The sequence below is a fragment of the Aliiglaciecola litoralis genome, from assembly GCF_039523355.1.
Classification (GTDB): domain Bacteria; phylum Pseudomonadota; class Gammaproteobacteria; order Enterobacterales; family Alteromonadaceae; genus Aliiglaciecola; species Aliiglaciecola litoralis.
The window spans coordinates 157,806-182,278 of the sequence record NZ_BAAAFD010000007.1 but is presented as its reverse complement, the minus strand read 5'-3'; the positions used below and the strand labels follow the sequence as shown (position 1 = coordinate 182,278).

The window sequence follows — 24,473 nt, the reverse complement described above, 5'->3', positions numbered from 1 at the left end:
CTATTATAATAAGGGAACTTATGCGTTCATTTAGAAAATATGGAGTATTACTGTGTGTACTAGCGTTGGCAGGGTGCTCACAAAAAACACCATCTGAATATAATCAGGAAGCCGAACAGGCAATATTAAAAAATGACACCGAAAGTGCCATTATTGTGCTTAAAAATGCACTGTTATCCGACCCTCAAAACCTCCGCGCTAGATTTTTACTTGGTTCAGTTTATCTCCAACGGGGAAACGCAAAATCTGCTGAAAAAGAACTCAATATCGCCTATGAAGGCGGCTACTTTAAGAATGAAGTCTTACCGGTATACTTAAGTTCATTGGATTTTTTACGTCGCAATGACGACATTATTATGTTGGTGGAAAGGCTTACCGGTTTATCAAGTGAAACCGAGGCTGCTGCGCAGGCATATAAAGGAATAGCGCTTTTTCGTAAAAACCAAGCTTCTCGCGCTAAGTTAGCCATTAAGCGCGCTACCGAGCTTGCTCCACAATCCACTTATTCTCGCTTAGGTCGTGCCTATCATGCTAAATACGATGGCGAAACAGTCGATGCAATTATTATTCTTGATGAGTTGCTCGCGGACCAACCAGACTTTATGGAAGCGGTGCTCCTGCGCGGCCAATTGAATCTTGTGCAACAAGACTATGCGGCAGCAACCGCAGATTTCGAAAAATACATCCAACAAAAGCCCGGTGATGCTCAGGGGAATTTCCTGCTAGTGGATACTCTGATTAGAAGCGAGCAATACGACCAAGCGGAATCGATGCTCAATGATTTGTTAGCTAAACTGCCAGAAAATGCGAAACTTAATGAATTCTTAGGCATTCTAAAATATAACAAACAAGATTATGCTGGCGCTAAACTAGCGATGGAGCAGGCTTTAGCGGCAGGTTCTAACTCAGCTACGGTTAAATTAATCGCGGGCGTTTCTTCTTTTCAGCAGGAGAATCTTGAACAGGCGCATAAACACTTGGCCAGCGTACAAGATGTTTTACCACCGTCTCATCCTGCCAAAAGACTGTTTGCAGAAATACAACTTCGACTAGGTTATAGCTCCGGTGCTGCTGAGACATTGAAAAACCTAGGCGCTTACGACCTGTCAGATGTCCGTTTATTTACTCAAGCAGGCTTTAATTTAGTCAGACAAGGAGATAACTCGTCTGCACAAAAAATGCTGGATTTAGCCAAACAGATGGATCCTACTTCTGCAACTGAAAAAGTCCGACTCGGCGTTTTAAAACTTTCTTTGAACGACAAATCGGGTATTCAAGATCTAGAAGATGCGTTGAAAATCGATCCAAAATCGATTCAAGCTCGATTAATGCTAGCTCAGGCTTACGTGAGGGATGAGCAAGTTGATCAAGCTATCGAGGTTGCAAAACAATGGGTAGACGCTTCCCCTGAAGAGATTACCGCTTACAACTTATTAGCTGAACTCTATGAAATGAGAGGTAATACTGAGTTAGCTAAAGCCACCCATGAAGACGCGTTGGCATTAAAACCAAATAATCCCGCTTCACTTAAATTTATGGCCGATGTAGCCAAACAACAGGGAAATGAAGCGCAAGCGCTATCAATGCTAGAACAAGCGGCAAAAAATAACCCAGATCACATTAATGCTAGCCTAGACTATTTGATAGAAGCACGTTCGCAAAGTGAGCAAAAAGCGTTAGACGCGCTAGCGTTGATGCGTGAGATCTATGAGCAAGAGCCTACTAATACTCTGAAGTCGTTAAACTATGCTAGGGGTTTAGTGCTAATGCAAAAACCTCAAGAGACTCTTGAGGTATTGACAAAAATACCTGCATCCACTGGTATGCCCTTGTTTTATTGGAAAGGACAAGCTGATAGTTATTTAGCACTTAACAGACCCTCCGATGCACTCAATATTTATTCAACCTGGCAACAACTTGAGCCCGAGCGCAGAGAGCCGTGGCTTGCGGCTATTGTCATCTATGATGGTATTCGTGATTTTAAAGGCGCTTTGGATACCGTAAAACGCTCGCTAAATACCCATCAAAATGACGGCGAGTTACAGGTGATGGAAGTTCACTACAGCTTGATGAACGGCAATGTCTCAGTAGCGCAGCGTTTACTTAATAGTTTACCTGACAAGGCCAAGAACAGCGTTACCGCTAGGGGATTACAAGGGCATATTTATTTTGCCCAAAAAGAGTTTAGCAAAGCGCTACCACTTTTAGAGGAACGTTATAACGTATATCCAGATGGTAGAATGGCGCTACTCATAGCGGACGCTAAAACCTATCTAAAGCAAGTTGATGAAGGGTTAGCCTTTATGGAAGCTCACCTATTGAAGGTGCCAAGAGATCTCGATATAAGAGCTCGTCTTGCGGAACGCTATATGGAAAAGCAGCCAGATAAAGCAATTTCCCATTATGAGGTGGTGTTGCAAGTCTTACCTGAAAATATCGTAGTGCTGAATAACCTGAGTTGGTTGTATGGAAAAACCGGAGAGACTGCAAAAGCCGTTGATTATGCACAAAGGGCGGTGGCATTGAGACCGGAAAACCCGAAACTGCTAGACACACTTGGCGTTGCTTTACTTAAAAATGGTAATGTTGAGCGTGCTATCGAAGTAAGCAAAAAGGCATTCGATAAAGAGCCAAGTAATCAAACTTACCGTATCCACTATGAAGAAGCGCAAAAAGCCAAATTGTAAAATTTGGCCGAGTGTGTAAAAAAGGTGTCAGATATTTTAACACTCGTTTAAGAGGTGTTTTAAAATACTCTTAAAAAACAACAAGATAAAAGTTGGCACGGCAAGTGCATTGTTATTTGCATGGAAAAGCTTGCAACTGAAACGCAGCTTTACAAACTTAAAATTTATTACGCTGGAGAAATAGATATGAAAACTAAGTCCTTATTAGCAGGGATCATTTTAGCAACTAGTTCAACTGTTGCTTTAGCTGACCAATTCTACATTGATGCTGGTGCAGATTTCGGAGACAATGGTAGAAACAAAGCTGCCGGCGCAACGACTACAGGTTGGTTAGACCAAGCTGCATTTAACTATCAGTCAGAATCACTTGTTACTGACCACGATTTAAACGGTCCTGACGGTGGCGACTCTATTTCGACTACTGGTGGTTTCACTGACCAAGCTTCTTTAGCATTTAACGCTGTTGAAGGCTTCTTACCGAACAGTTTCGGTCCTGAGAGTGACAATGGCTACGGTGATTGGGGTTTGACCTTCCAATTTAGCCTAAGCGGTACTCTAGATTCAGCCCTTGCGCCTGTTTATAGTTCTGGTGATATCACGTTTTACGCGTTTAACGCAGGTGATGCTGTTGCTGCTTTCGTAGAGCTATTCACGCTTGATTTCGTAAGCATGTTTAATTCTTCAGGCGGCCCTTCTCTTAGAACTATTGTTTCTTCTGTTGGTGCTGGAAGCTTTAATGGCGTTGATGCGGGTGAAGTCTTCAACTTCGCTGACGGTTCAATGACAAGTCTTTTAGATGATATGGTTGATACCTTTGCATTTGTTGATTTCAACACTGACCCAAGAGAAGTCGAGACGACTAACAACAACGATGGTACCTTTACGCTTACTGGTAACCACGACGGTTCAATCTCTTTCCAAATCCCTGAGCCTTCAAGCTTGGCGGTATTGGGTCTTGGTCTACTAGGTCTTGCTGGTGCAGCTCGCAGACGTAAAAACTAAGATTGCTTAAATAGCATTTTGAAAGCCCGGTTTTACCGGGCTTTTTTATGTCTGAAATTCGCAACCTATCGCGAGATATGCCTAGTTGTTATCAATATCACTAAATTCCTAAAAGCAGCGCTGCCTGCCGTAGTTTGTTTTTAATCAACACCGCTCTCCTAGTATGAACACAGTCTCTTCCTAATGAGTTGCTACAAGGCGCTTTTCGTTCTTTTGAGTTATAAATCACCTTAAGTCGTTACTTAGATGTATGCCAACAGCCCTCTGAGACTAAGTCACGGCGTTTTAATAGGCTTTTCCTTATGTGATTACTACGGGGCTAGATACTACTCCTACAAGTGTCTATAGCAGCTTGCATTTAATTCCTAAGTTAATGATGGGATATTAGAAAAGTATTACGACTGTCGAAAAATTTTACACAATCAATTTAGCCCTGTTCCTGGCAAAGTTATACAACTCAATCTTTGCGAAGGCTTTAAGCTGTGTTGTAGTGGCATTTCTACTTATTAGCTCGAGTTCAGGTTATTGACCCATGGGCAAGGATCAGAAGTGTAGTGGGTTTATATTGTTGAATTGCTGAAGGTGTAACAAGCAAGGACAAACTGCGAGCCCCCGATTTTTGGTTAACTATAGATAGGCTAGAATTGCTGTGTTATTTCGTTATTGATGTTGCGAAGCAGTGCTTTGAAATCATCTTTTAAGTTGTTTTCAACTTGTTTGGGTTGGATATAAAAAGGCGCTCTTTTTCCGTGATAATCAATCACTGGGCCTATCTGTTCAAACGGTAGCCCCACAAAACGCATGCTGCGAGCTAACCGAGGTTCAACCATGACAAAACAATGGTTTATGTTTTTATTGAGTAAAATAGCAGTCGCTGATAGATAAAGGCCCACCGCGATAAAGGGAAAACACCGTAGTTCGGTTTCGGAATAACTTTCTTTGTTGATCATACCGATAGCGGCACCCTCATAGTCATCCATTTTACGTCGTCTAAACTCTAATGGAACGGCTAAGCGAGATATTTCACAGATATCATTTCGGTCGAATTTATCGGGAAATAAATCTGGTCTTTGAATCGCTTCTTTACAGTACATCTCAATTGGCAATTGCTGGGTTTCAGAATTGGATACTATCAGTCTTACCGTCCCCGCGTATCGCTCGCTGGATCGATGCTGTATCAGGCAATGATACGAGTGATCATCGAAATTGTCGGTTTCTAGTTTATCTTCGCGCACAGGTTCAAAATTTAATTCTTCACAATAAACCTGATGACGAATTCCGTATGAATGATTTTTGTGTTCCTGTGATTCGGAAAATACCGGTTTTAAGTAATCCGAAAAATGACCCGAAATACTGTCAGCTGAAATTTCAGTCATTAAGACTTCCCTTTGAGGAGTTATTCATCATTATAAACAAAGATCACTGATCCACATGAATTTTTGTGCATCATAAAGTTTCGGGTTTAACACCATATTTGTCAAACGAATAAAGGTAATTAACCTGAACTGTAAGATAAGATGTGTCGAGAAATTCATTATGACATAACTATTTCATAATATTACTGAGAATAAATAAAAACGAAACTTCAAAAGTCGTCATCAATGATGCAATTGTTGCGATTCTCAAGGCGAGTTTTCGTACGTAATAGCTGGTCTATTACTAGAACACTCAACGCAGATAAGCGCAAAAAGAGCGGTATTGAGGGGCACTTATTATCTAGGGGCAGGTTATTTAACCTGTGTTTCGTTAAATACTTAAGCTATGCTGATTAGATTCCCACTGTCAGTGCAGAAATACGGATTAACCAGTCTAATTGGTATTCATTATAAGGAGTGAGTTTTGGGACCATTTCGTTTATCTCAATTTCATATTGAAGCGGCAAGAAATTCTACTGATGATTTCAATTTGTTTCATGATAAGAATCGATGGAATTGGATTCGGTCTAACCCATTTAAAGGTCCTATCGCATTAGGTTTCCAATTGGGCTGCTTCATTGAAACGCAAATAGAACGGGTTGAATTGTCTGTTACCTTTGACGCAGTTGAGAAGAGAGATGATTACCCATTCAGCGTGTTTGAGTTTACCTTTGCCGGCGTTGTTAATCCTGGCGATGAACTCAGCTTAGAAGTTAAGCCTGGAAAGTTAAGTCAAACAGACCATGGGCGAGTCTATTCTAATCGATTGTTACTTAAAGCGAATGGCAAGGCGGTGATCCTAGGCTTTAAACGTGAGTCTGAATTTTGCGCTATCGATTTGCCTGAGCACTTTCCGAAAAATATAGATTGGGGGAGACGTGCTGATCGCACATTCGATGCTGCCTCAGAATATTTTCTCAAACGAAAATACATGATTGTCGGTAATGCAAAGAACTTTTTAACCAGTGCCTTTGCTGAGCAGTCAGATTACATTGATGAGTTTGCTGATAAAGTACGGTTCCCGCAAATGTATCCTATGAGTTTGCTTTCTTCCGCACTACTGGAGCGTGCACAAGCGATTGAGCACGATTTAATTGACGATCCTATGATTTATGCAAACCATAAGCTTTGCATCGATAAGCGGCAACTGAGTAACTTGAGTAGTAATGATGTGTTGAATATCGTGGTGAGTCCTGAAATCCAAGAATCGACCTCAGATCACAAAGTAAGCCATATTTGTGCCGGTTATAGCAAAGAAAATACTCCGCTTTTCATTGCGCAAATTGTACTGCTTCCGCTGTCAGCATTGCTCGAAAAGGGGCAGAAATAGCTTATATATTTAATTGTGCAACTTGCGTGGTACAAAATCCAATGCCGTTTTTCTGCCCATATCAAACAGTTGCATTTTTTGTTCTTTGGACATGGCAAAATCAACCGAAGAATATTCGCCGGTATTAACAATTATGGTGTTATGCCAATGCTCTTCGTGCACATATTCACGAGACAATGCGGTCATAAAGGTGCGTATCAACATAAAAAGATATTCGGGTAAATGAAAAAAAACTTGGCGTTTTTGTACCTGTTTAACCTGTTGACTTTTGAGTCGGAAACACATGTTTTCGTGGCCTTTTCCTGACCAATCTCTAAATAACGCGTCTTCCGACAAAATCGCACCGTCCACGAGTAAGTGGTCACCGTAACTCTTAAAACTAAAAACAAGGGGGATAGACATCGAGTACCTGACCGCCTGTGACACTTTCAAATCTGGCGTACTTTGTTTGTCAAAAATAACCGGTCCTCCACCATTGACGTCAGTGGCAACAATACTTAAATCGGTGGTGAGCTGCCGAAATGTTTTGCCATCAAGCTGCTCATCCATCCAGTTCTCAAATCCATTGCCAGAGCTTAGTCCGCCTTCTTTTAACAGTCGAAATAACGAATATCCTTTGAATTGTCTAAAGTCCGTATTAAGCGCAAGCTCTAATATTTCGTCCAGAGGTTTGCCGCTGCAATACAGGGCACAAATAATCGAGCCGCCAGATATACCAACAACATGATTAAATTGAATATTCATCTCATTAAGTGCGTGAAGTATGCCAACATGGGCAGTTAATCGGGTACCTCCTCCTGAGAAAATGGGTACAATCTGTGGTGTGGCATTGTGTTTTGATTCAGGCATAAGCTACATTGATTTTCAAGGTTATTTAAAATATGGTTCAAAACTGGAAAATTGCATTACGAAATGTCAAAAAATGCAAATCAGGGGTAAAAGAGGTGTCATGATTAAACGGATTAATTGCTTATTATTGCTGTGGTTTTTAACAATAGCTCACAGCGTCAAAGCCCACGACATTGTTGAAATTGTCAAAAAATCAAAATCGTCAGTGGTGGGGATAGGAGTTCATGATCCATTAAGATCGCCTCGATCAGTTTTGCACGGTACCGGATTTGTAGTCGCCGATGGACGCCATATTATTACTAATCATCATGTTATTGATAACAAGCTCGACCCTAAGTCGAAACAGCGAAGAGTCGTGTTTGCAGGTGAGGGCAGCCGACCTCGTGTGTATGAAGCAACGGTGGTTGAAATAGATGAGTTACATGACTTAGCTCTATTGCGCATCAATACCACAATGAAACCATTTAAATTGGCGAAACCAGAATTGATCCCTGATGGATCAGAAGTGATTTTTACCGGGTTTCCTATTGGCCAGATTTTAGGTTTTTACCCCGTAACCCATCGCGGTATCATTGCTGCTGCAACCCCCGTGATTATTCCCTCAAGCCACTCTAGTCAACTCGATATCTCCACCGTTAAACGCCTGCGCGATCCTTATTTTGTGTATCAAATGGACGCCACAGCCTATCCAGGCAATAGCGGCAGCGCGGTATATCATTCAGTAAGTGGGGAAGTCGTTGCAGTGATCAATAAAGTGTTTGTTAAAACGACTAAAGAAGCGGTATTATCAGACCCAAGTGGCATTACTTACGCAATACCTGTAAAATACGTTCGTGAACTGCTTGATAAAGCGGGTGTTAAGCTAAAATAACATGTCGAAATATTTTACAGTGTTGATTAGGTGGGTTTTTAAAATTCAATAAAATCAATGATTTGCCGTTCTGGTGCGGTTTTTGCAGTTCCAGTGGCAATAGAGTTAACCAGCGCTCAAACGTCGCAAAATATAGGTTTAAATCAATGAATGAATTCGAAAAGTTGTCTAAAAAGGATGTTTCTGCAGTGAGTAAGCGCCGTAATTTTCTAAAGAAAACGGCTACTGGAGCAGTGATTGTAAGCCTTCCCGCCAAATCAGTTTGGGGAACTTGTACTGTATCGGGCACTATGTCAGGTAATTTGTCACAACATGGCGACAGTGATCATCATTGTGAAATACCTAATTTTAACGGTGGGCGCTCTCCTGGTAATTGGAAAACCTGGGATAATAACCTGCATTCTACCTTCAGATCCTTGGGTGATGACAGACAGGCGATGGGACATAGAACCCAAGCTTATTCTAATCGAAAAGCCTGTTATGAGTCCGCTATCAGTGCAGCGTTAAACCACACTATGACGTTGGACTCTGAGTTAGGCGCTCCACAAATAACGGTTCAACAAGGGTTAGATAAATATCTAGGTCCCAATTTCGAAAATAACATCTTCTTCCACATGGCCGCGGTTTATCTGAATAGCTACTTTGGATTTTACAATGGTATTCCTGATGGCCGAGACTCAGCATTAGAGCAAATAGAAAAACTGTATTTGTATTACAAAGTCATGTCTAATTCGCCTACGGGCTTTTCAATTACTGAAGACGAATTAGGTTATCATGATGGTTCAACTTATTGGTCTGTTACTCATTGCAGCTAGAAAAGCTGGTAGTTGAATTCCCGCTTTGAATAAAGACAACCCTTCTTGTTATGAGTTGTTCCCCGGATCAAGACTATCTTGGCTCGGGGACAACAGTGGCATCGCAATATACAATGGCTATAATGGCGACACGCAGCTTTTGAGTGCCATGGTATCGGAAGATGGCGAAACCCTGTCTCATCAAGTACATAGCCCTTTCACAATTGATGACCTCATGCACTGGTTAAATCTGAATAGAGTTCAAGCTCAGCACACAATTGAACAGCTAAAAGTGCAACACGTTGTAAGGGAAAAACGGTAAATGCAAACAATCGATACCGGCCTCTATCGATTCGAATTCGTCTCTCAAGTAGAAAAGGTCAATACCGCCGTTGAATTGATTTATGGGGACGTTCCACAAACCGATAAGCCTGTCGATTTTCGAATTGCACTTAAGTACGACTCCTTGCTTCGACGTGTTATCAAACCACAAATCAGTTTCTACGCTGACCAACATTCGCCATTTAAACCCTTGCCGAGTTCACAGGCCGCAGCCTTGCTTGAATGGGGGATGAACTGGTGTATTGCCGCGCACGATTTTACCAACCTAATTATCCATGCAGCAGTGCTGGTTAAAAATGGTAAGGCGATTGTGTTACCTGCGATGCCAGGTTCAGGTAAAAGTACGTTAACCGCCTCTTTAGGGTTAGCCGGTTGGCACACTTATTCAGACGAAATGGCCATTATTGATATTCATACTGGACATGTTTCGGCGCTATATCGACCGGTTTGCTTAAAAAACAATTCAATTGATTTAATTAAGAAGTGGTATCCACAAGCGGTATTCACAGCAACGAACAAAGATACGCAAAAGGGCGATGTAGCGCACGTTAAAGTGTTAGATTGGCAAGATTATCAACAGCTACAGCCAGTGCCAATCGTGGCTATCGTGTTCCCTAAATATCAAGCTGACACGCCACTGACTATTTATCAGCTTGATGACTTGTACGCATTCAATGTGCTTAGTAAAAATGCTTTTAATTACAATGTACTTGGCCGCACTGGATTTGAAACTGTCGATACGATCATCCGGGCTACTCAACATTTTGAAATCGCCTATAACGATGTAAAGGACGTCAGTGATTTTTTGACCGAAGATATTATTGAGGCAGTAAAATGATCACCACTGAATCGATATTCGAGCTACTCCTCAAGCCTCAAGTTGGTCTTAATTACACACTTAAGCAATGGCAAGAAATGCTCTTTGTGTTACGTGAAGCAAAGTTGGTCGCGTCCCTTTATAATAGTGCTATGCGACACAATTGTTACCAAGCGTATCCAGACTTCATTCAACAACATCTGAATTCTGCTTGTGTTTACGCACAGCGCCAAGCCCTGCAGATCCGGTTTGAGGCTGTAGAGCTTTGTAAGTTGCTTGAAGAAATTGATGTTACTGCCATTTTTTTGAAAGGTGCAGGCTACACATTACGAGACAGCATCAACAGTCGCGGTCGAATATGTTCAGATCTCGATCTGTTAGTTAACAAACAGGATATTGCGCGTGCCGAAGCGCATTTAAAGTTGAAACGTTGGAAGTCTCAACACCTTACTGATTATGACGAACAGTACTATCGACAATGGGCTCATGAAATCCCGCCTTTGATCCACATTAATCGTTCTACTGTGGTTGATATGCACCATAATCTCTATCCGCCGATAAGTGGTCGTGCGGTCGATATTGCTTGTTTTATCTCGTCCCGTGAAAAAACCCAAAGTGGCTGTTTTGTGTTAGATCCTGCCTCTACAGTTATGCACAGCATCATTCATATGTTTGCCAATGAAGACAGCAGCAGTTGGACCCGTGACTTACTCGATATCACGTTGCTGGTAGATGAATTTCAAGATAGCGGTTTTTGGCAGCAACTCATACACCTGGCTAAACAAACCAAGTTCGAATTTGAATTTATAAGTTGTTTGCACGCGCTTGCCCATTATTCTGCTATCGAGTTTCCCATCGAAGTAGCTAACTACATGAAACAGAGAAATTTAACCGGCTCTGATCGCTGGTTGGTCGAAAACGTCATCATTCCTGCAATTGCCCCTGAGCATGATCACGTGGTGACTAAACGCATCGCATTTGCAAAAATGATGGTGTATCTGCGAGGTCATTGGATAAAAATGCCAGCCGCGATTTTATGTAAGCATTTCGCAGTGAAAACCTTTCTGTCGCTACGTGATAAATTATTTGGAAAACACCACTTTGATCCCAAATTACCGAAGAATCCAAACTGGTAATGGGTACGTCAGCACAAATTTCCCAATCTGATACTACTAATTTAAATTAAATACAGGCAAACTAACGGGTTAGTAGTGCATGTATTTAGCACTTTAATGCCTTTAAGAGGAACTGGGTTTGGCACAACAATTATTAGAAAAACGCATAGGCATAATTGGTTTAGGCTATGTGGGCTTGCCCCTTGCGGTCGCGTTTGGTAAAAAATATAGCACCTTGGGCTTTGATATCAATCAACAGCGTATCGATGAATTGAAGCGTGGTGAAGATCATACACTTGAGGTCTCACCTGAAGAGTTACAAAGTGTGACTTCGTTATCATTTAGCAGTGACCCTCAAGATCTTGCTAATTGTGATTTTATTATCGTCACTGTGCCAACACCTATTGATAAGAATCGTCAACCAGACCTCACACCCTTGCGCAAAGCCAGTGAAATGATTGGTCGAGTAATCCAACGTGGCACTACCGTAATCTACGAATCAACTGTTTATCCCGGAGCCACTGAAGAAGTGTGTCTGCCATTGATTGAATCCTTTTCTGGGTTGACCTTCAATCAAGATTTTTTTGCAGGTTACAGTCCCGAGCGGATCAATCCCGGCGATAAAACCCATCGCCTTGAAAATATTGTCAAAGTTACCAGCGGCTCAAACCCAGAAATTAGTGAACTTGTCGACCAGTTGTATTTGAGCATTATTACCGCGGGTACCCATAAAGCATCCTCTATTAAGGTTGCTGAAGCAGCTAAAGTCATTGAGAACACCCAACGAGATCTGAATATCGCATTGATCAATGAATTGGCCATGATATTTGAGCGCTTAGGCATCGATACCGAAGAAGTATTAGAAGCCGCAGGCAGCAAATGGAACTTTTTGCCATTCAGACCCGGTTTAGTTGGCGGCCATTGTATCGGGGTTGACCCTTACTATTTAACCCATAAGGCTGAAGAGATTGGCTATCACCCTGAGGTAATATTAGCGGGGCGCCGAATCAATGACCAAATGGGTGAATATGTGGTTAGCCGCTTGGTCAAGAAAATGCTAACTAAAAAGATCATGGTAAACGGAGCCAATGTATTACTGATGGGGATCACCTTTAAGGAAAATTGTCCGGATATTCGAAATACCAAAATAGTTGATATTGCGAGTGAATTGGATAACTACCACGTAAACGTCGACATTTATGATCCTTGGGCAGAATCTGCTGAAGTTGAACATGAATATGGAATGTCGTTGATCGACAAGCCTGAGCTAGGTAAATATGATGCGATCATTGCTGCCGTGGCGCATTCTCAATTCAAACAAATGAGCATGCAAGATATCCAAGCCTTAGGTAAAGAAAATTGCGTTATTTTTGATTTAAAATATATTTTAGATAAACAGCTGGTCGATTTAAGACTGTAGGGAAAAGCGATGAAAATTTTAGTAACCGGCGCTGCTGGTTTTATCGGTTCACATGTAAGCTTATATTTGCTTGAGCGCGGTGATGAAGTAGTAGGTTTGGATAATCTTAACGACTACTACGATGTCAACCTGAAGCTAGATAGACTCAAACGCGTTGAAAAACATAAACAAGCATTCAACTTTAGTTTTGTAAAAATGTCGGTTGAAGATCGTGAGGGTATGGAAGCGCTTTTTGCCGAACATAAATTCGATAAAGTGGTGCACCTAGCCGCCCAAGCTGGAGTGCGTTATTCCTTGGAAAATCCGCATGCCTATATCGATGCTAACATCGTTGGCTTCATGAATGTCTTAGAAGGGTGCCGACACAATAAAGTACAGCATTTGGTCTACGCATCATCCAGCTCAGTGTATGGCGCTAATGAGTCAATGCCGTTTTCTGTTCACGACAACGTCGATCATCCTGTGTCACTTTACGCTGCCAGTAAAAAGGCCAATGAGCTAATGGCGCATACTTACAGTCATTTGTATGACTTACCCACCACTGGATTGCGATTCTTTACGGTTTACGGTCCTTGGGGACGTCCCGACATGGCTTTATTCTTGTTTACCAAAGCGATATTAGAAGACAAGCCAATAAAAGTGTTTAATTACGGTAACCACAGGCGCGACTTTACTTATATTGATGATATTGTTGAAGGTATTATCCGCACCCTAGATCACACTGCTCAGCCTAATCCTGAATGGTCAGGGGCTGCGCCTGACTCAGGTACCAGCAAAGCCCCTTGGCGTGTCTATAATATTGGCGCACAAACGCCGGTACAATTAATGGACTACATTGAGACGTTAGAAGGGCATCTAGGTAAGACTGCTGAGAAAGAATTACTTCCCTTGCAAATGGGCGATGTTCCTGACACTTATGCAGATGTTGAAGCCTTGGTGGACGATGTTGGCTATCGTCCACAAACTAGCATCAATGAAGGGATCGGAAATTTTGTAAAGTGGTATAAGGACTACTTTAAAGTGTAATGCTTAACAAATTCCTGAAGTACCCAAAAAGGCCATACTGTAGTATGGCCTTTTACTTTTGCAGGTGTTGCTTTTACTGTTGATTCGGCTGCGCTTTCATTTTTCTTCGCATCGCGTGCAGCAGCGGTTCGGTGTAACCGCTAGGTTGTGTGGTACCTTGAAAGATCAATGCTTTAGCGGCATCAAACGCGATGGACTTACTCAATTCGGGGCACATTGGTATATAATCAGCATCACCTTGATTCTGCTCATCAACTAATTGCGCCATTCGCTCTAGTGAGCTCATCACCTGTTGCTCAGTCACAATACCGTGTAATAACCAGTTGGCAATATGTTGGCTGGAAATCCGCAACGTTGCTCTATCTTCCATTAGCCCAACATTGTGAATATCGGGTACTTTGGAGCAACCAATCCCTTGATTAACCCAGCGCACCACATAGCCCAAAATACCTTGTACATTATTGTCAATCTCTTGTTGAATTGACTGTGCATCTAGCGCATCTCGATTGGTCATTAGCGGTACAGTTAAAATTTCATTTACATGGGTTGTCTGTTCATCAGACAAATTACGTTGGCATTCAAATACATCTACCTGATGATAATGCAGAGCATGCAAGGTTGCGGCAGTCGGGGAGGGAACCCAAGCCGTATTAGCGCCTGCTTGCGGATGCTGGATTTTAGTTTGCATCATATCTGCCATATTATCTGGCACTGGCCACATGCCTTTGCCAATTTGTGCCTTGCCAGACAAGCCAGCCATGAGTCCACGAGTCACATTATCTTTTTCGTAGGCACCGATCCAGGGCATGGCTTTCAGATCACTTTTTAACGCAAAGGGGCCAAGATGCATTGAGGTATGAATTTCATCACCGGTACGATCTAGAAAGCCGGTGTTGATAAAGGCAACGCGGTGTTTTGCCGCTGCAATACAGGCACTCAGATTGACGCTAGTGCGTCTTTCCTCATCCATGATACCCATCTTAATCGTATTTTCATTTAACTTAAGCAGGGCCTCTACTTTGGTAAATAGAGTATTAGAAAACGCCACTTCTTCGGGACCGTGCATTTTGGGTTTCACAATATAGATGCTGCCGTACTCACTATTTTTAAACGGGCTATTGCCATTCAAATCATGCTTAGCAATTAACGAGGTGATCACGGCATCCATAATCCCCTCAGGGATGGGTTTTTGTTGATATAAAATGGCATCTGTATCCATCAACAGGCCGACATTACGGATAAACATCAAGCTGCGGCCTTTGATACTAAATTCGACACCCTGCAGGTTTTTAAAACGTCTATCTGGATTAAGGCGGCGTGTAATGGTACGTTGGCCTTTTTGTACTTGCGTATCTAACGTGCCTTTCATTAAGCCAAGCCAGTTGCGATAGACTAAGGTTTTATCTTCGGCATCCACAGCCGCAACGGAATCTTCGCAGTCCATGATGGTAGATAGTGCCGATTCAACCAAGATATCTTTCATTCCCGTTGGGTCTGTTCTTCCTATTGGATGCTCAGGATCAAATTGCAGTTCTACATGCAGACCGTGATGGCCGATCAAAATCGAGTCGGGTTTATCTTTGTCGCCTGAATACCCTATTAACTGCTGTTGGTTTTGCAACTCAGTGAATTTTCCATCTAATAATTTCACCGTTAATGTATCGTCACTAAGCTGATACGCAGCAGCTTGCTGATGGGAGCCATTGGCAAGCGGAGCGATTGTATCTAACCATTGGCGAGCAAAGCTTATCACTTTGTTGCCACGCACTGGATTGTATGGTCCTTTTCGGTGCGCGCCATCGTCTTCACTTATCACATCAGTGCCGTAAGCGGCGTCGTATAAACTGCCCCATCTGGCATTCGCGGCATTGATTGCATATCGAGCGTTATTGATGGGCACAACCAATTGCGGGCCGGCTACGGTTGCTACTTCAGGATCTACCCCCTCGGTGGTCACGTTAAAAGGGGCAGGATCAGGCAGTAAGTAGCCTATTTCAGTCAGAAAGCTTTTGTATTGTTCAATAGACTGATTGGGAAACTCTTTATTGTGATCATCAATCAAACTCTGCAAGGCTTGTCGCTTCTCGAGCAACGCTTTGTTAGCAGGACTGCAGTCTTCGAGGATGGATTCGAACCCGCGCCAAAATTCGTCTGCACTGATATCGATACCCGGTATCACCTCTTTGTCTATAAAATCAGCCAATTGTTCGGCGACCTTTAAGTTTCCTATGGTTTTATAGTTTTGCATATTCACTACTCCTGAGGCGTGTTTCTCCCATCATACGGTCATGATGCATATATTATTAATTTATGGTTTGTATCTTGGTTATAATCTTTATGAATTGTAGGGTGTCGGACTTAAATTAAGGTTCATTTAGTTGCGTTGCTACATCACTGATCAATCGACGAAACCAAATGTGTCCCGCATCATGATGTAATAACGCACTCCAGGCCATTTTAAGTCCTATGGGGGGAATATCAAAAGGCGGCGCTAAGATCACCACATCCGGATCAGCAGAATAGAGCTTGGCGGCCTTGGTCGGCAGGGTGGCCACCAGATTTTGTGCTTTGGCCAGTTGCAAGGCAACATGATAATGACGAGTAAATACCCGAATATCTCGTTTCTTACCTAATTTAGTCAGTTCAGCATCTACCCACCCCAGCTTTTGAACTTCATTGGGGTCGACCCCCACACCTACACCAAAGCCGGTTTTACTGACCCAAATATGCTGAGCAGAAAGATAACTAGTTAAATCGAATTGAGAGACAATCGGGTTGCTGCTTTTGATTACGCAAGAGAAGCTGTCATACCAGATCACTTTTTGATGAAATGACAAAGGTAATTCCTCAAACCGGTTTATCGCCATATCGACTTTGCCGTGTTCAACGTCATGGAAGGTCACATCACTCGGCGTGATCACATCCAGGGTAATATTTGGCGCTATCCGACCCAATTGGCGAATAACTTCAATCAGTAAAGTCGACTCTGCATAGTCACTGGCCATGATTCGAAAGGTGCGCTGGCTGCTGCTGGCAACAAATTCTGTTTCTGGCTGAATAGTAGTTTCTAATTTAGCTAACACATCTCTTACTACGGGTTGTAATTCAAGCGCGCGTTTGGTTGGAGTCATGCCGTCGCTGGTCCGCACCATTAGCGGATCTTTGAAAAGATCTCTAAGCCGCTTCAATCCATTACTCATCGCGGGTTGGGTGATACTGAGTTGATTAGCAGCTTTAGTGACACTGCCTTCTCGCAGCAGCACATCTAGGTATACCAGTAAATTAAGGTCGACTTTGGCAATATTCAATGTGATTCTACTTTTCATCAAAATTCTAAGCGGTTAACAGTATACGCAGTGTCATCATTGAGTTCACCTGCAAAAAAAAAGCAAGACCGAAGCCTTGCTTTTATGACTAAACCGATTACATGATTATTTGCAATCTGATAGCGGGCTTAACGAATTAAACTACCACGTCAAATTGGTTCATGGTGTTGTCTTCTCCAGCGGCTTTGAGGGCTTGTTCTCCGCTGAAATATTCTTTGTGATCATCGCCTAAATTAGAACCCGCCATCGCTTGGTGTTTCACACAAGCAAGACCTTGACGCAGTTCTTGACGTTGCACTCCTTTCACATAAGCCAGCATACCTTCATCGCCAAAGTATCCTTTGGCTAGATTATCCGTTGAAAGGGCCGCTGTGTGATAGGTTGGCAAGGTGATCAAATGATGGAAAATACCAGCTTCTCGTGCTGCATCAGCCTGGAAAGTACGGACTTTCTCATCAGCCTCAAGAGCGAGCTCAGAATCATCGTATTTTGATTGCATCAGATCATCGCGTACATAACTCGACAAATCTTTGCCTTGTTCGCTCCAAGTATCAAATACTTGCTGTCTGAAGTTTAAGGTCCAGTTAAATGAGGGAGAATTGTTATACACTAACTTGGCATTAGGTACGGTTTTACGAATTTCGTTAACCATTGCACCTATCTGACCAACATGGGGCTTTTCGGTTTCTATCCAGAGTAAATCTGCGCCATTTTGCAGTGAAGTAATGCAATCAAGAACAACTCGGTCAAAACCGGTATTGTCTTTAAACTTGAACAAGCCATTAGGTAAACGAACCGGCTTGACTAATTTGCCACCTTGTTTCAGTGCCAAATCACCTTCATTTAAATCTTCAACTGAATTCACTTCTTGGGTATCAAGGTAGGCGTTATATTGTGACGCTAAATCACCAGGCTCTCTTGATACTGGGATTTTTTGGGTTAAGCCTGCGCCTAATGAATCGGTTCTGGCGACAATGACACCGTCATCTACCCCTAGCTCTAAGAATGCATAACGAACAGCATTAATCTTAGCCAGAAAATCTTCATGTGGCACAGTCACTTTGCCGTCTTGGTGACCACATTGTTTAGCGTCAGATACTTGGTTTTCAATTTGGATACAGCATGCACCCGCTTCAATCATTTGTTTCGCAAGTAAATAAGTCGCTTCTTCATTACCAAATCCAGCATCAATATCCGCAATAATTGGCACAACGTGGGTCTCATAATTATCGATCTGAGCTTGGATGTCTGCAGTATCTTTCCCTGCTGCTCTGGCGCTATCAAGCTGCTTAAACAAATCACCCAGCTCTCTGGCATCCGCTTGACGTAAAAAGGTATATAACTCTTCAATCAAAGCCGGTACAGAAGTTTTTTCGTGCATAGACTGATCCGGTAATGGGCCGAACTCAGAGCGAAGTGCCGCGACCATCCAACCAGAAAGATACAAGTATTTTTTAGCCGTTGTGCCTTGATGCTTTTTCACCGCGAGCATTTTTTGTTGACCAATGAAACCATGCCAGCAGCCCAATGATTGAGTATATTGGCTGCTATCGGCATCATAATCTGCCATGTCTTTACGCATAATCGCAGCCGTGTATTTTGCAATTTCCAATCCCGTTTTGAAGCGATTCTGTGCTTTCATACGCGCCGCATATTCAGGATTAATTGCATTCCAGCCACTGCCGTTTTGCTGACATAAAGTTGAAAATGCTGCTAAGTCGTTTTGATATTGAGACATGTTTGTATCCTTCTCATTTCTTGTAGGGAGCGGAGGTCAAGGTATATGTCGTTATTTCCCCTGACTCAACGTATCGATTCGTTTATTGGTAGTTTTGTTTCGATGAAGACATGCTAATGCGCCAAGCTTAATAAATAAAACTAATATTATTAATTCTGGGTATAGTTTTTGTGAATGTTTGTGCTGTACCTAGCAACAGCACTGATAAGGGGGATGTAATTTGCGGAAAAGATTTACGATTTTTTCAAATGAGCAGATAAAAGCTAAGGTGAGGTGTAAAACGTATTATGATATCTGCTTGCATGGCGGCCTGTTGGATCGCTGTATTGGCACTTTGCATTAGCCATATTTCTATATTGAGTGGGCTCATTCGTGCGCATATCGGTGCGTAAATTTAGAAAGTTAGTGGTGAAGTCTTGATTAAAAGCATGGACAATTGCGCTAAATTGTTCTCAAAACCGAGGCTTTACGACTATTATTTTAGTCAAATAACCTTTTGTTGGTGATTATGTCCGGAATTTTGGCGTCAGTGGATCAAAGAACACAGCTGGTTGGAGAAAACCGGCTTGAACTGTTAATGTTCAAATTAGGCTCTCGGCATACGTTTGCCATCAATGTGTTCAAAGTGAAAGAAGTGATCACGGTACCTCAATTGAATAAAATGCCCGGTTTGCATGCAAACTTGCGAGGTGTGACTAATTATCGAGGCACGTCAATTCCAGTAATTGATCTTCGGCAAGCTATAAAAATGACCTCAAAGGTCGGCGACAGTGAACGTCAAAATGTAATTATCACCGAATACAACCGCAGCGTTCAGGGCTTTTTAATTGGTGATGTGATGAATATTGTCAATACGTCCTGGAGCAATATTCAGCCCCCACCTACTACTATCGGCAAAAACAATTATCTCACTGCCATTACCCAGATTGAAATTGCAGGTAAAAATGAAATTGTAGAAATCATTGATGTAGAGAAGGTATTGGCCGAGATTGTTGATTATGACATTGAAATATCAGAGGAAATACTTGATGAAGCCGTGGTTAAACATTTGCATGGACAGACCGTATTAGTTGTCGATGATTCAGCCACCGCGCGCTGGCAGGTGCGTGACACGCTGAAACAATTGGGTATTAAAACCATTGAAATGCGTGATGGCTTAATGGCGCTTAAACACTTAAAGGCGTGGGCCGATGAAGGTAAAAATGTCTCTGATGAAATTTTAATGATGTTCACTGATGCTGAAATGCCCGAAATGGATGGCTATCGATTAACAGCAGAAGTGCGATCGGATGATAGAATGAGTGATTTATTCATCGCATTAAATACCTCATTAAGTGGTAGCTTTAACGAAGCGATGGTACAAAAAGTCGGATGTAATCGTCTCATTTCTAAATTTCAACCTGATATGCTGGTCGATGTTGTACAGCAGCGAATGCGTGAAAAATTAGCCGGTAACTAGCCAACCCTCAATACTGAAAACGAGCGTGCTTTTAGTTGCAACAGACGCAGGCGGGCCATATCATTTTGTGATAAATTCACAGTCATATATCAATAAATCACGTATCATACACATAATTCATTAGCCCCCGGAGTAACAATGACACGACTTTCCTTAATAGCACTCATTGGTTTTGCGGTTTCTGCGTGCGCTCAGGCTGAAAAGCCGACCAATATCATCATGGTTGTGGGCGATGGAATGGGACCTGCCTATACCACAGCTTATCGCTATTTCGCTGACGATAAATCATCCGATAAAATTGAACAAACGGTGTTTGATAGACACTTGGTAGGCATGGCAAGCACGTATCCGGCAAGAGTGAGTGGTTACATCACTGACTCAGCGGCTAGTGCTACAGCCTTATCCACAGGACACAAGTCTTATAATGGCGCCATTGGATTAGACACAAATAAAGATCCTCAGCAAACTGTATTAGAGTGGGCGAAATCTCGCGGAATGAAAACTGGGGTCGCTGTAACCTCGCAAATTAATCATGCTACGCCAGCGTCTTATGCTGCCCATAATGAAAATCGTAGAAATTATAATGCGATAGCTGATAGTTATTTTGATGACAAAGTACAGGGGAAGTTTGCCCTTGACGTAATGTTAGGCGGCGGCTGGAGATACTTTATAAGAGAGGATCGTAATCTCGTTGAAGAATTTAAGCGAGCTGGTTATCAATATGTTGATGATATGGCGCAATTGAGTGCTATTGAACCACAGCAACCGTTACTTGGATTATTTGGCGATACAGGCATGCCTTGGGCATTGGATACGCCGAAGCAAACCCGCTTGCCCGCTTTAGTTGAGGCCGCTATCAAGCAATTGACCAATGATAAAGGTTATTTTTTATTGGTAGAAGGTAGTCAAATTGATTGGGCCGGACATACCAACGACGTAGCTTCCGCGATGGCTGAAACCCATGATCTAGCAATGACGTTGGAGTGGTTAGAGTCTTATGTTAAAGCTAATCCTGATACCTTGGTGGTAGTCACTGCCGACCATAGTACCGGCGGGTTCACTATTGCAGCTAATAAAGACTATCGCTGGGATCCAGAACCATTAAAAAACCTAAAAGGATCGCTTGAGGCCCTTGCTGAAAAGATAAGCCACAGTGACTCACCAATCGAAACCGCAGAGTCGTGGTTAGGATTTTCGCTCAGCAAAGATGAAAAGTCGCTTTTGTCTGCGCTGAATATTGCCGATCAAGAAGCTATATATACTCAGCTCAAAAAGCTCATGGACGTTCGCACAAATACGGGATGGACCACTAGCGGACATACCGGTGTAGATGTTCAAGTGTTTGCCATGGGCAAAGGCGCAGAGCAATTTAAAGGGCATATGGACAACACTGATATTCCCAAAAAGTTGTTTCAGATGATGGCTAAGCCCTAATATTTATGTCCAAGAGACTGGGTCGGTTTTAACATCAGTCTGAGTCTCTTGCTTATTCTTGGGTGGTTAAATATCTTCGCGGTTAATAGCCCGTGAGTTCTATAAAGCCAACGCCAGCATGGCTGCCGTGAACCGCTACAGCTCCTTCATAATAGCTAAAGCTAGCGTCGGTATATTGATCCGGTTTGAACGGCGTCACCTCTAATGCGATACCAAACCTAGGCACAGAAATTGTCCAATGCAATGGCAAATCTTTGTCAGCTATTAACGTGGTTTTTTTCACCTTTGCAGTGATGTCCTGTGCTTTTAACGCCGTAATGTCGCCTGTAGCGGTCATATAGCTGCCAAACCAATCTTCACTAGACGATGGATGCCGTACTCTGAATATCATTAGCTTGTTGCCATCATCTAAATGTAGTGAAAACCAATCCCATCCATTGGTTGATGGGTCACTTAATCGTGCACTCCACTCATGGTCAAACCAACCTTGCCCACTAACTTCAACCACGTTGTTGGGCAGGGTGAGTGTGCCATTTAATTGAATAAAAGGTTGACTGTAATACATTGAAGCATGCTCGGAACTTGCCTGTTTGATGCTATATCCATGCGTACCGTGAAGCACATAGGGTTGCTTTGAGTGTAATGATAAATCCACGCTAACATTGTCTGTTAAGTTGAACCAAAGCATTGCTGGCAACAGGTCCTCCCCTTTTGCTTGCCAACGCCAGTCATCGATATAAGCACTGAAATTATTGCCTGAATCATCAAATTCCGCAGCGACATTTCCAACACCACCACGAGCAAACCTTTCTGCAAACCACGTTTCTTGGCTAGACATTAATTTCGCGTGTGCCATATATTGGTTGCCATCGTGCCATGCGTTTTTATTGTCGTTGCTGCGGAATCGGAATAAGGTCCATTGAATAGGATACTGATTGCCATCTTGGTCAAATAAGTTGGCAGTTAAATACCACCACTCTACGGCGTATTGAGGGTGAGCTTGGTGATCTAAGGGTAAGTTAATCGCTTGTCCGGGAGAAACTTGCAAGCTTTGTTCGCCAGCGTTTAATGCCCCATTAAACAAAGTCTGCTCGCTTTGTATTGGTGCTGGGCTGCATGCAATCAGTAATAGGCAACTACAATACGCAAGTGTAGCTAGTATATTTGCTCGATCTATAGTGTTCATACTTCTAGCCATTTTATATCTTGCGATAGCGAGGTTTTTGAGGATTTAACAGCTGGTAATGCAATTACTGCCACAATAATACCTAAGCTGAAAAGTACCACTTCTATTAAGGCAGACGTTTGAAATGAAAGTGGGTAAGACCAGAAAAACGCTTGTACATTAACCACATTAATTAAAAGCCAACTTAAGCCAATACCAAAGGGGATAGCAAGCAAGCATATAAACAAACACAGCAGACCATATTGCAATACACTCATCACCAACAGCGAACTTGAAGTGACTCCCAAACTCTTCATCAGCGCCCTTTGTGGCGAGTTGTCCTGATCAATTATGACGACTGAGGTAGCTAAAGAAAACGCCGCCACCAACAAAGTAATAAGATTCAATGCGGCGGTGATGACAAAGGTGCGATCAAAAGTGAGCATGGATAATGCGATTAACTCGTGGCTAAGTGCTACATTCGCTTGAGGAAATGCTTGATTCACTTGGTTTTTAATATCAACTAACTGTTCTAACGTGCTTTGGTTGGTATATATGGCCAGAATTTGTCGCTCATTGGAGTTCGACAAAATGCGATCTGGTGGCACCAATATTTGCAATTGTGGGTTACCATAATCGAGGTAAATACCCGCCACAGTCAACGCAATATCATCACCTGAGGTACGATTGATGACCAGTTCATCGCCAAGTTGTATCTTTTTAGAGAATGCGAATTGTTGATTGATAAGCACACTTTGTTTGGCACTGAAAGTACGCCAGACGTCAGGTAAAGCGTCATCAAAAACCATGGTTTTTTGTCGCTCTGCGGCCATTGGAAATGACCGGATCTGCACTTTTTCTCCATTGTAGGAACCTAAGTCTGTTCTCCTCATCAGGGCTTCGAGATGGGGATGTTGCAGGTTTAACCACGCCTTCACCTTTGCCGTATCTTGCGCGTAAACGTAAGCATCGGCATCAAGTCGTTGGGTAAGCCATTCATTCGTTGCTTGCCTAAAACTGTCAACCATCAAATTCATGCCGATATTAGCAGCGACCGCTATAAAGAAAGCGCATAACGCAACGCTGCTTCTATGGGAAATTCTTGAGGCGTCTGCAAGACTCCAATGTAAAACCGGAAGACGACGTGATACGCGCGACTGCAACGCAGCGAGACTTTTAGGTAACAATGCTAAAATCGCAAAGCAGCCAGCAAAAATGAATAGTGCAATACTGACAAAAGACCAAAGTAAGTGACTGGTCACTAACAGCAATACACCCGCCATGCACAAGAAAAAGCCAGCCAATGTAAGCCAAAAATGGACAGATAGAGAGGTTAAGTTAGCGTGACTCGCTATCGATAGGTTTTGATTGATACGATATAACGGCAAGGCGCTGGCGATTAACGAGCCTAGTAAACAAGCACCTAAACTTTGTAAAAATACAGTTGCAAGCGATAAATCCCCCTGGCCAATGTTGACGCTATACAAGCTTGCTAAGGTTTGATTTACGGCCGGTGAGAGCCAATTTGCTATGTGAATACCCAGTAACACACCGACGACTGTTGCCAGCACGCTTAAGATCAGCATTTCAGCAATGCTGGCTAGGATCAACGTGGCATTACTGATCCCAAGCTGGCGCAACACTTTAAAAGTACGGATACGTTTGCTAATTAATAGGTGCAAA

The 24,473-nt window shown here is 42.6% G+C and carries 18 protein-coding genes; 11 read left to right on the top strand and 7 right to left on the bottom strand.

What is annotated here, in order from left to right:
* Positions 1-20: 20 nt before the first annotated feature.
* Both prsT and ABD036_RS13060 read left to right on the top strand, forming a co-directional pair.
* The gene (gene prsT / locus ABD036_RS13065) at positions 21-2,687 is read left to right on the top strand and encodes an XrtA/PEP-CTERM system TPR-repeat protein PrsT (protein WP_343860604.1); all 2,667 of its coding nucleotides are present in this window, start codon (positions 21-23) and stop codon (positions 2,685-2,687) included.
* Positions 2,688-2,873: 186 nt separating this feature from the next.
* Entirely contained in the window at positions 2,874-3,689 is an 816-nt protein-coding gene (locus ABD036_RS13060) for a PEP-CTERM sorting domain-containing protein (RefSeq protein WP_343860602.1), read from the top strand.
* A gap of 638 nt (positions 3,690-4,327) precedes the next feature.
* On the opposite strand, the gene ABD036_RS13055 is transcribed toward ABD036_RS13060, so the two are convergent.
* Positions 4,328-5,065: a PEP-CTERM/exosortase system-associated acyltransferase gene (locus ABD036_RS13055; RefSeq protein ID WP_343860600.1), complete on the bottom strand. Its 738-nt coding sequence runs from the start codon at positions 5,063-5,065 to the stop codon at positions 4,328-4,330.
* Between the two features lie 463 nt (positions 5,066-5,528).
* Here ABD036_RS13055 and ABD036_RS13050 point away from each other — a divergent pair, with 463 nt between their 5' ends.
* Positions 5,529-6,434 (top strand): hypothetical protein, encoded by a 906-nt coding sequence (locus tag ABD036_RS13050; RefSeq protein WP_343860598.1) that lies wholly within the window; start codon positions 5,529-5,531, stop codon positions 6,432-6,434.
* 9 nt (positions 6,435-6,443) lie between these two features.
* On the opposite strand, the gene ABD036_RS13045 is transcribed toward ABD036_RS13050, so the two are convergent.
* Positions 6,444-7,283 carry a patatin-like phospholipase family protein gene (locus ABD036_RS13045; RefSeq protein WP_343860596.1) on the bottom strand — a complete coding sequence of 280 codons (840 nt, stop codon included), beginning with the start codon at positions 7,281-7,283 and terminating at the stop codon, positions 6,444-6,446.
* Positions 7,284-7,383: 100 nt separating this feature from the next.
* Between ABD036_RS13045 and ABD036_RS13040 the strand changes: the two genes are divergently transcribed.
* The 6 genes from ABD036_RS13040 to ABD036_RS13015 all read left to right on the top strand — a co-directional run bounded on the left by ABD036_RS13040 (position 7,384) and on the right by ABD036_RS13015 (position 13,668).
* Positions 7,384-8,154 carry a S1 family peptidase gene (locus ABD036_RS13040; protein WP_343860595.1) on the top strand — a complete coding sequence of 257 codons (771 nt, stop codon included), beginning with the start codon at positions 7,384-7,386 and terminating at the stop codon, positions 8,152-8,154.
* A gap of 146 nt (positions 8,155-8,300) precedes the next feature.
* Positions 8,301-8,969, top strand: a complete 669-nt coding sequence (locus ABD036_RS13035; RefSeq protein WP_343860594.1) for a hypothetical protein — start codon at positions 8,301-8,303, stop codon at positions 8,967-8,969.
* Between the two features lie 301 nt (positions 8,970-9,270).
* Positions 9,271-10,128 carry an HprK-related kinase A gene (locus tag ABD036_RS13030; protein WP_343860592.1) on the top strand — a complete coding sequence of 286 codons (858 nt, stop codon included), beginning with the start codon at positions 9,271-9,273 and terminating at the stop codon, positions 10,126-10,128.
* Entirely contained in the window at positions 10,125-11,243 is a 1,119-nt protein-coding gene (locus ABD036_RS13025; protein ID WP_343860590.1) for a nucleotidyltransferase domain-containing protein, read from the top strand. Before ABD036_RS13030 ends, ABD036_RS13025 begins: the two co-directional genes overlap by 4 nt.
* 118 nt (positions 11,244-11,361) lie before the next feature.
* Positions 11,362-12,642 carry a Vi polysaccharide biosynthesis UDP-N-acetylglucosamine C-6 dehydrogenase TviB gene (gene tviB / locus ABD036_RS13020; RefSeq protein ID WP_343860588.1) on the top strand — a complete coding sequence of 427 codons (1,281 nt, stop codon included), beginning with the start codon at positions 11,362-11,364 and terminating at the stop codon, positions 12,640-12,642.
* Positions 12,643-12,651: 9 nt separating this feature from the next.
* Positions 12,652-13,668, top strand: a complete 1,017-nt coding sequence (locus ABD036_RS13015) for an NAD-dependent epimerase (protein ID WP_343860586.1) — start codon at positions 12,652-12,654, stop codon at positions 13,666-13,668.
* Positions 13,669-13,741: 73 nt separating this feature from the next.
* Here the strand turns inward: ABD036_RS13015 and ABD036_RS13010 are convergent, their stop codons facing one another.
* The 3 genes from ABD036_RS13010 to ABD036_RS13000 form a co-directional block, all read right to left on the bottom strand.
* A complete protein-coding gene (locus ABD036_RS13010; protein WP_343860584.1) occupies positions 13,742-15,916 on the bottom strand; it encodes a malate synthase G in 2,175 nt (724 codons plus the stop codon).
* A gap of 115 nt (positions 15,917-16,031) precedes the next feature.
* The gene (locus ABD036_RS13005; RefSeq protein WP_343860690.1) at positions 16,032-16,976 is read right to left on the bottom strand and encodes a LysR family transcriptional regulator; all 945 of its coding nucleotides are present in this window, start codon (positions 16,974-16,976) and stop codon (positions 16,032-16,034) included.
* Between the two features lie 154 nt (positions 16,977-17,130).
* Positions 17,131-18,732, bottom strand: coding sequence for an isocitrate lyase (locus ABD036_RS13000; RefSeq protein WP_343860582.1), 1,602 nt, complete (start codon positions 18,730-18,732; stop codon positions 17,131-17,133).
* A gap of 508 nt (positions 18,733-19,240) precedes the next feature.
* Here ABD036_RS13000 and ABD036_RS12995 point away from each other — a divergent pair.
* Complete coding sequence (locus tag ABD036_RS12995; RefSeq protein ID WP_343860580.1) at positions 19,241-20,191, top strand: chemotaxis protein CheV; 951 nt, start codon at positions 19,241-19,243, stop codon at positions 20,189-20,191.
* Positions 20,192-20,329: 138 nt separating this feature from the next.
* Positions 20,330-21,625: an alkaline phosphatase gene (locus ABD036_RS12990; RefSeq protein ID WP_343860578.1), complete on the top strand. Its 1,296-nt coding sequence runs from the start codon at positions 20,330-20,332 to the stop codon at positions 21,623-21,625.
* 82 nt (positions 21,626-21,707) lie between these two features.
* Here the strand turns inward: ABD036_RS12990 and ABD036_RS12985 are convergent, their stop codons facing one another.
* Together ABD036_RS12985 and ABD036_RS12980 are read right to left on the bottom strand one after the other, a co-directional pair.
* Positions 21,708-22,811 carry a lipocalin-like domain-containing protein gene (locus ABD036_RS12985; RefSeq protein ID WP_343860577.1) on the bottom strand — a complete coding sequence of 368 codons (1,104 nt, stop codon included), beginning with the start codon at positions 22,809-22,811 and terminating at the stop codon, positions 21,708-21,710.
* Positions 22,808-24,472, bottom strand: a complete 1,665-nt coding sequence (locus ABD036_RS12980; protein WP_343860575.1) for an FtsX-like permease family protein — start codon at positions 24,470-24,472, stop codon at positions 22,808-22,810. The genes ABD036_RS12985 and ABD036_RS12980 overlap by 4 nt, the downstream gene beginning before the upstream one ends.
* Position 24,473 lies beyond the last annotated feature (1 nt).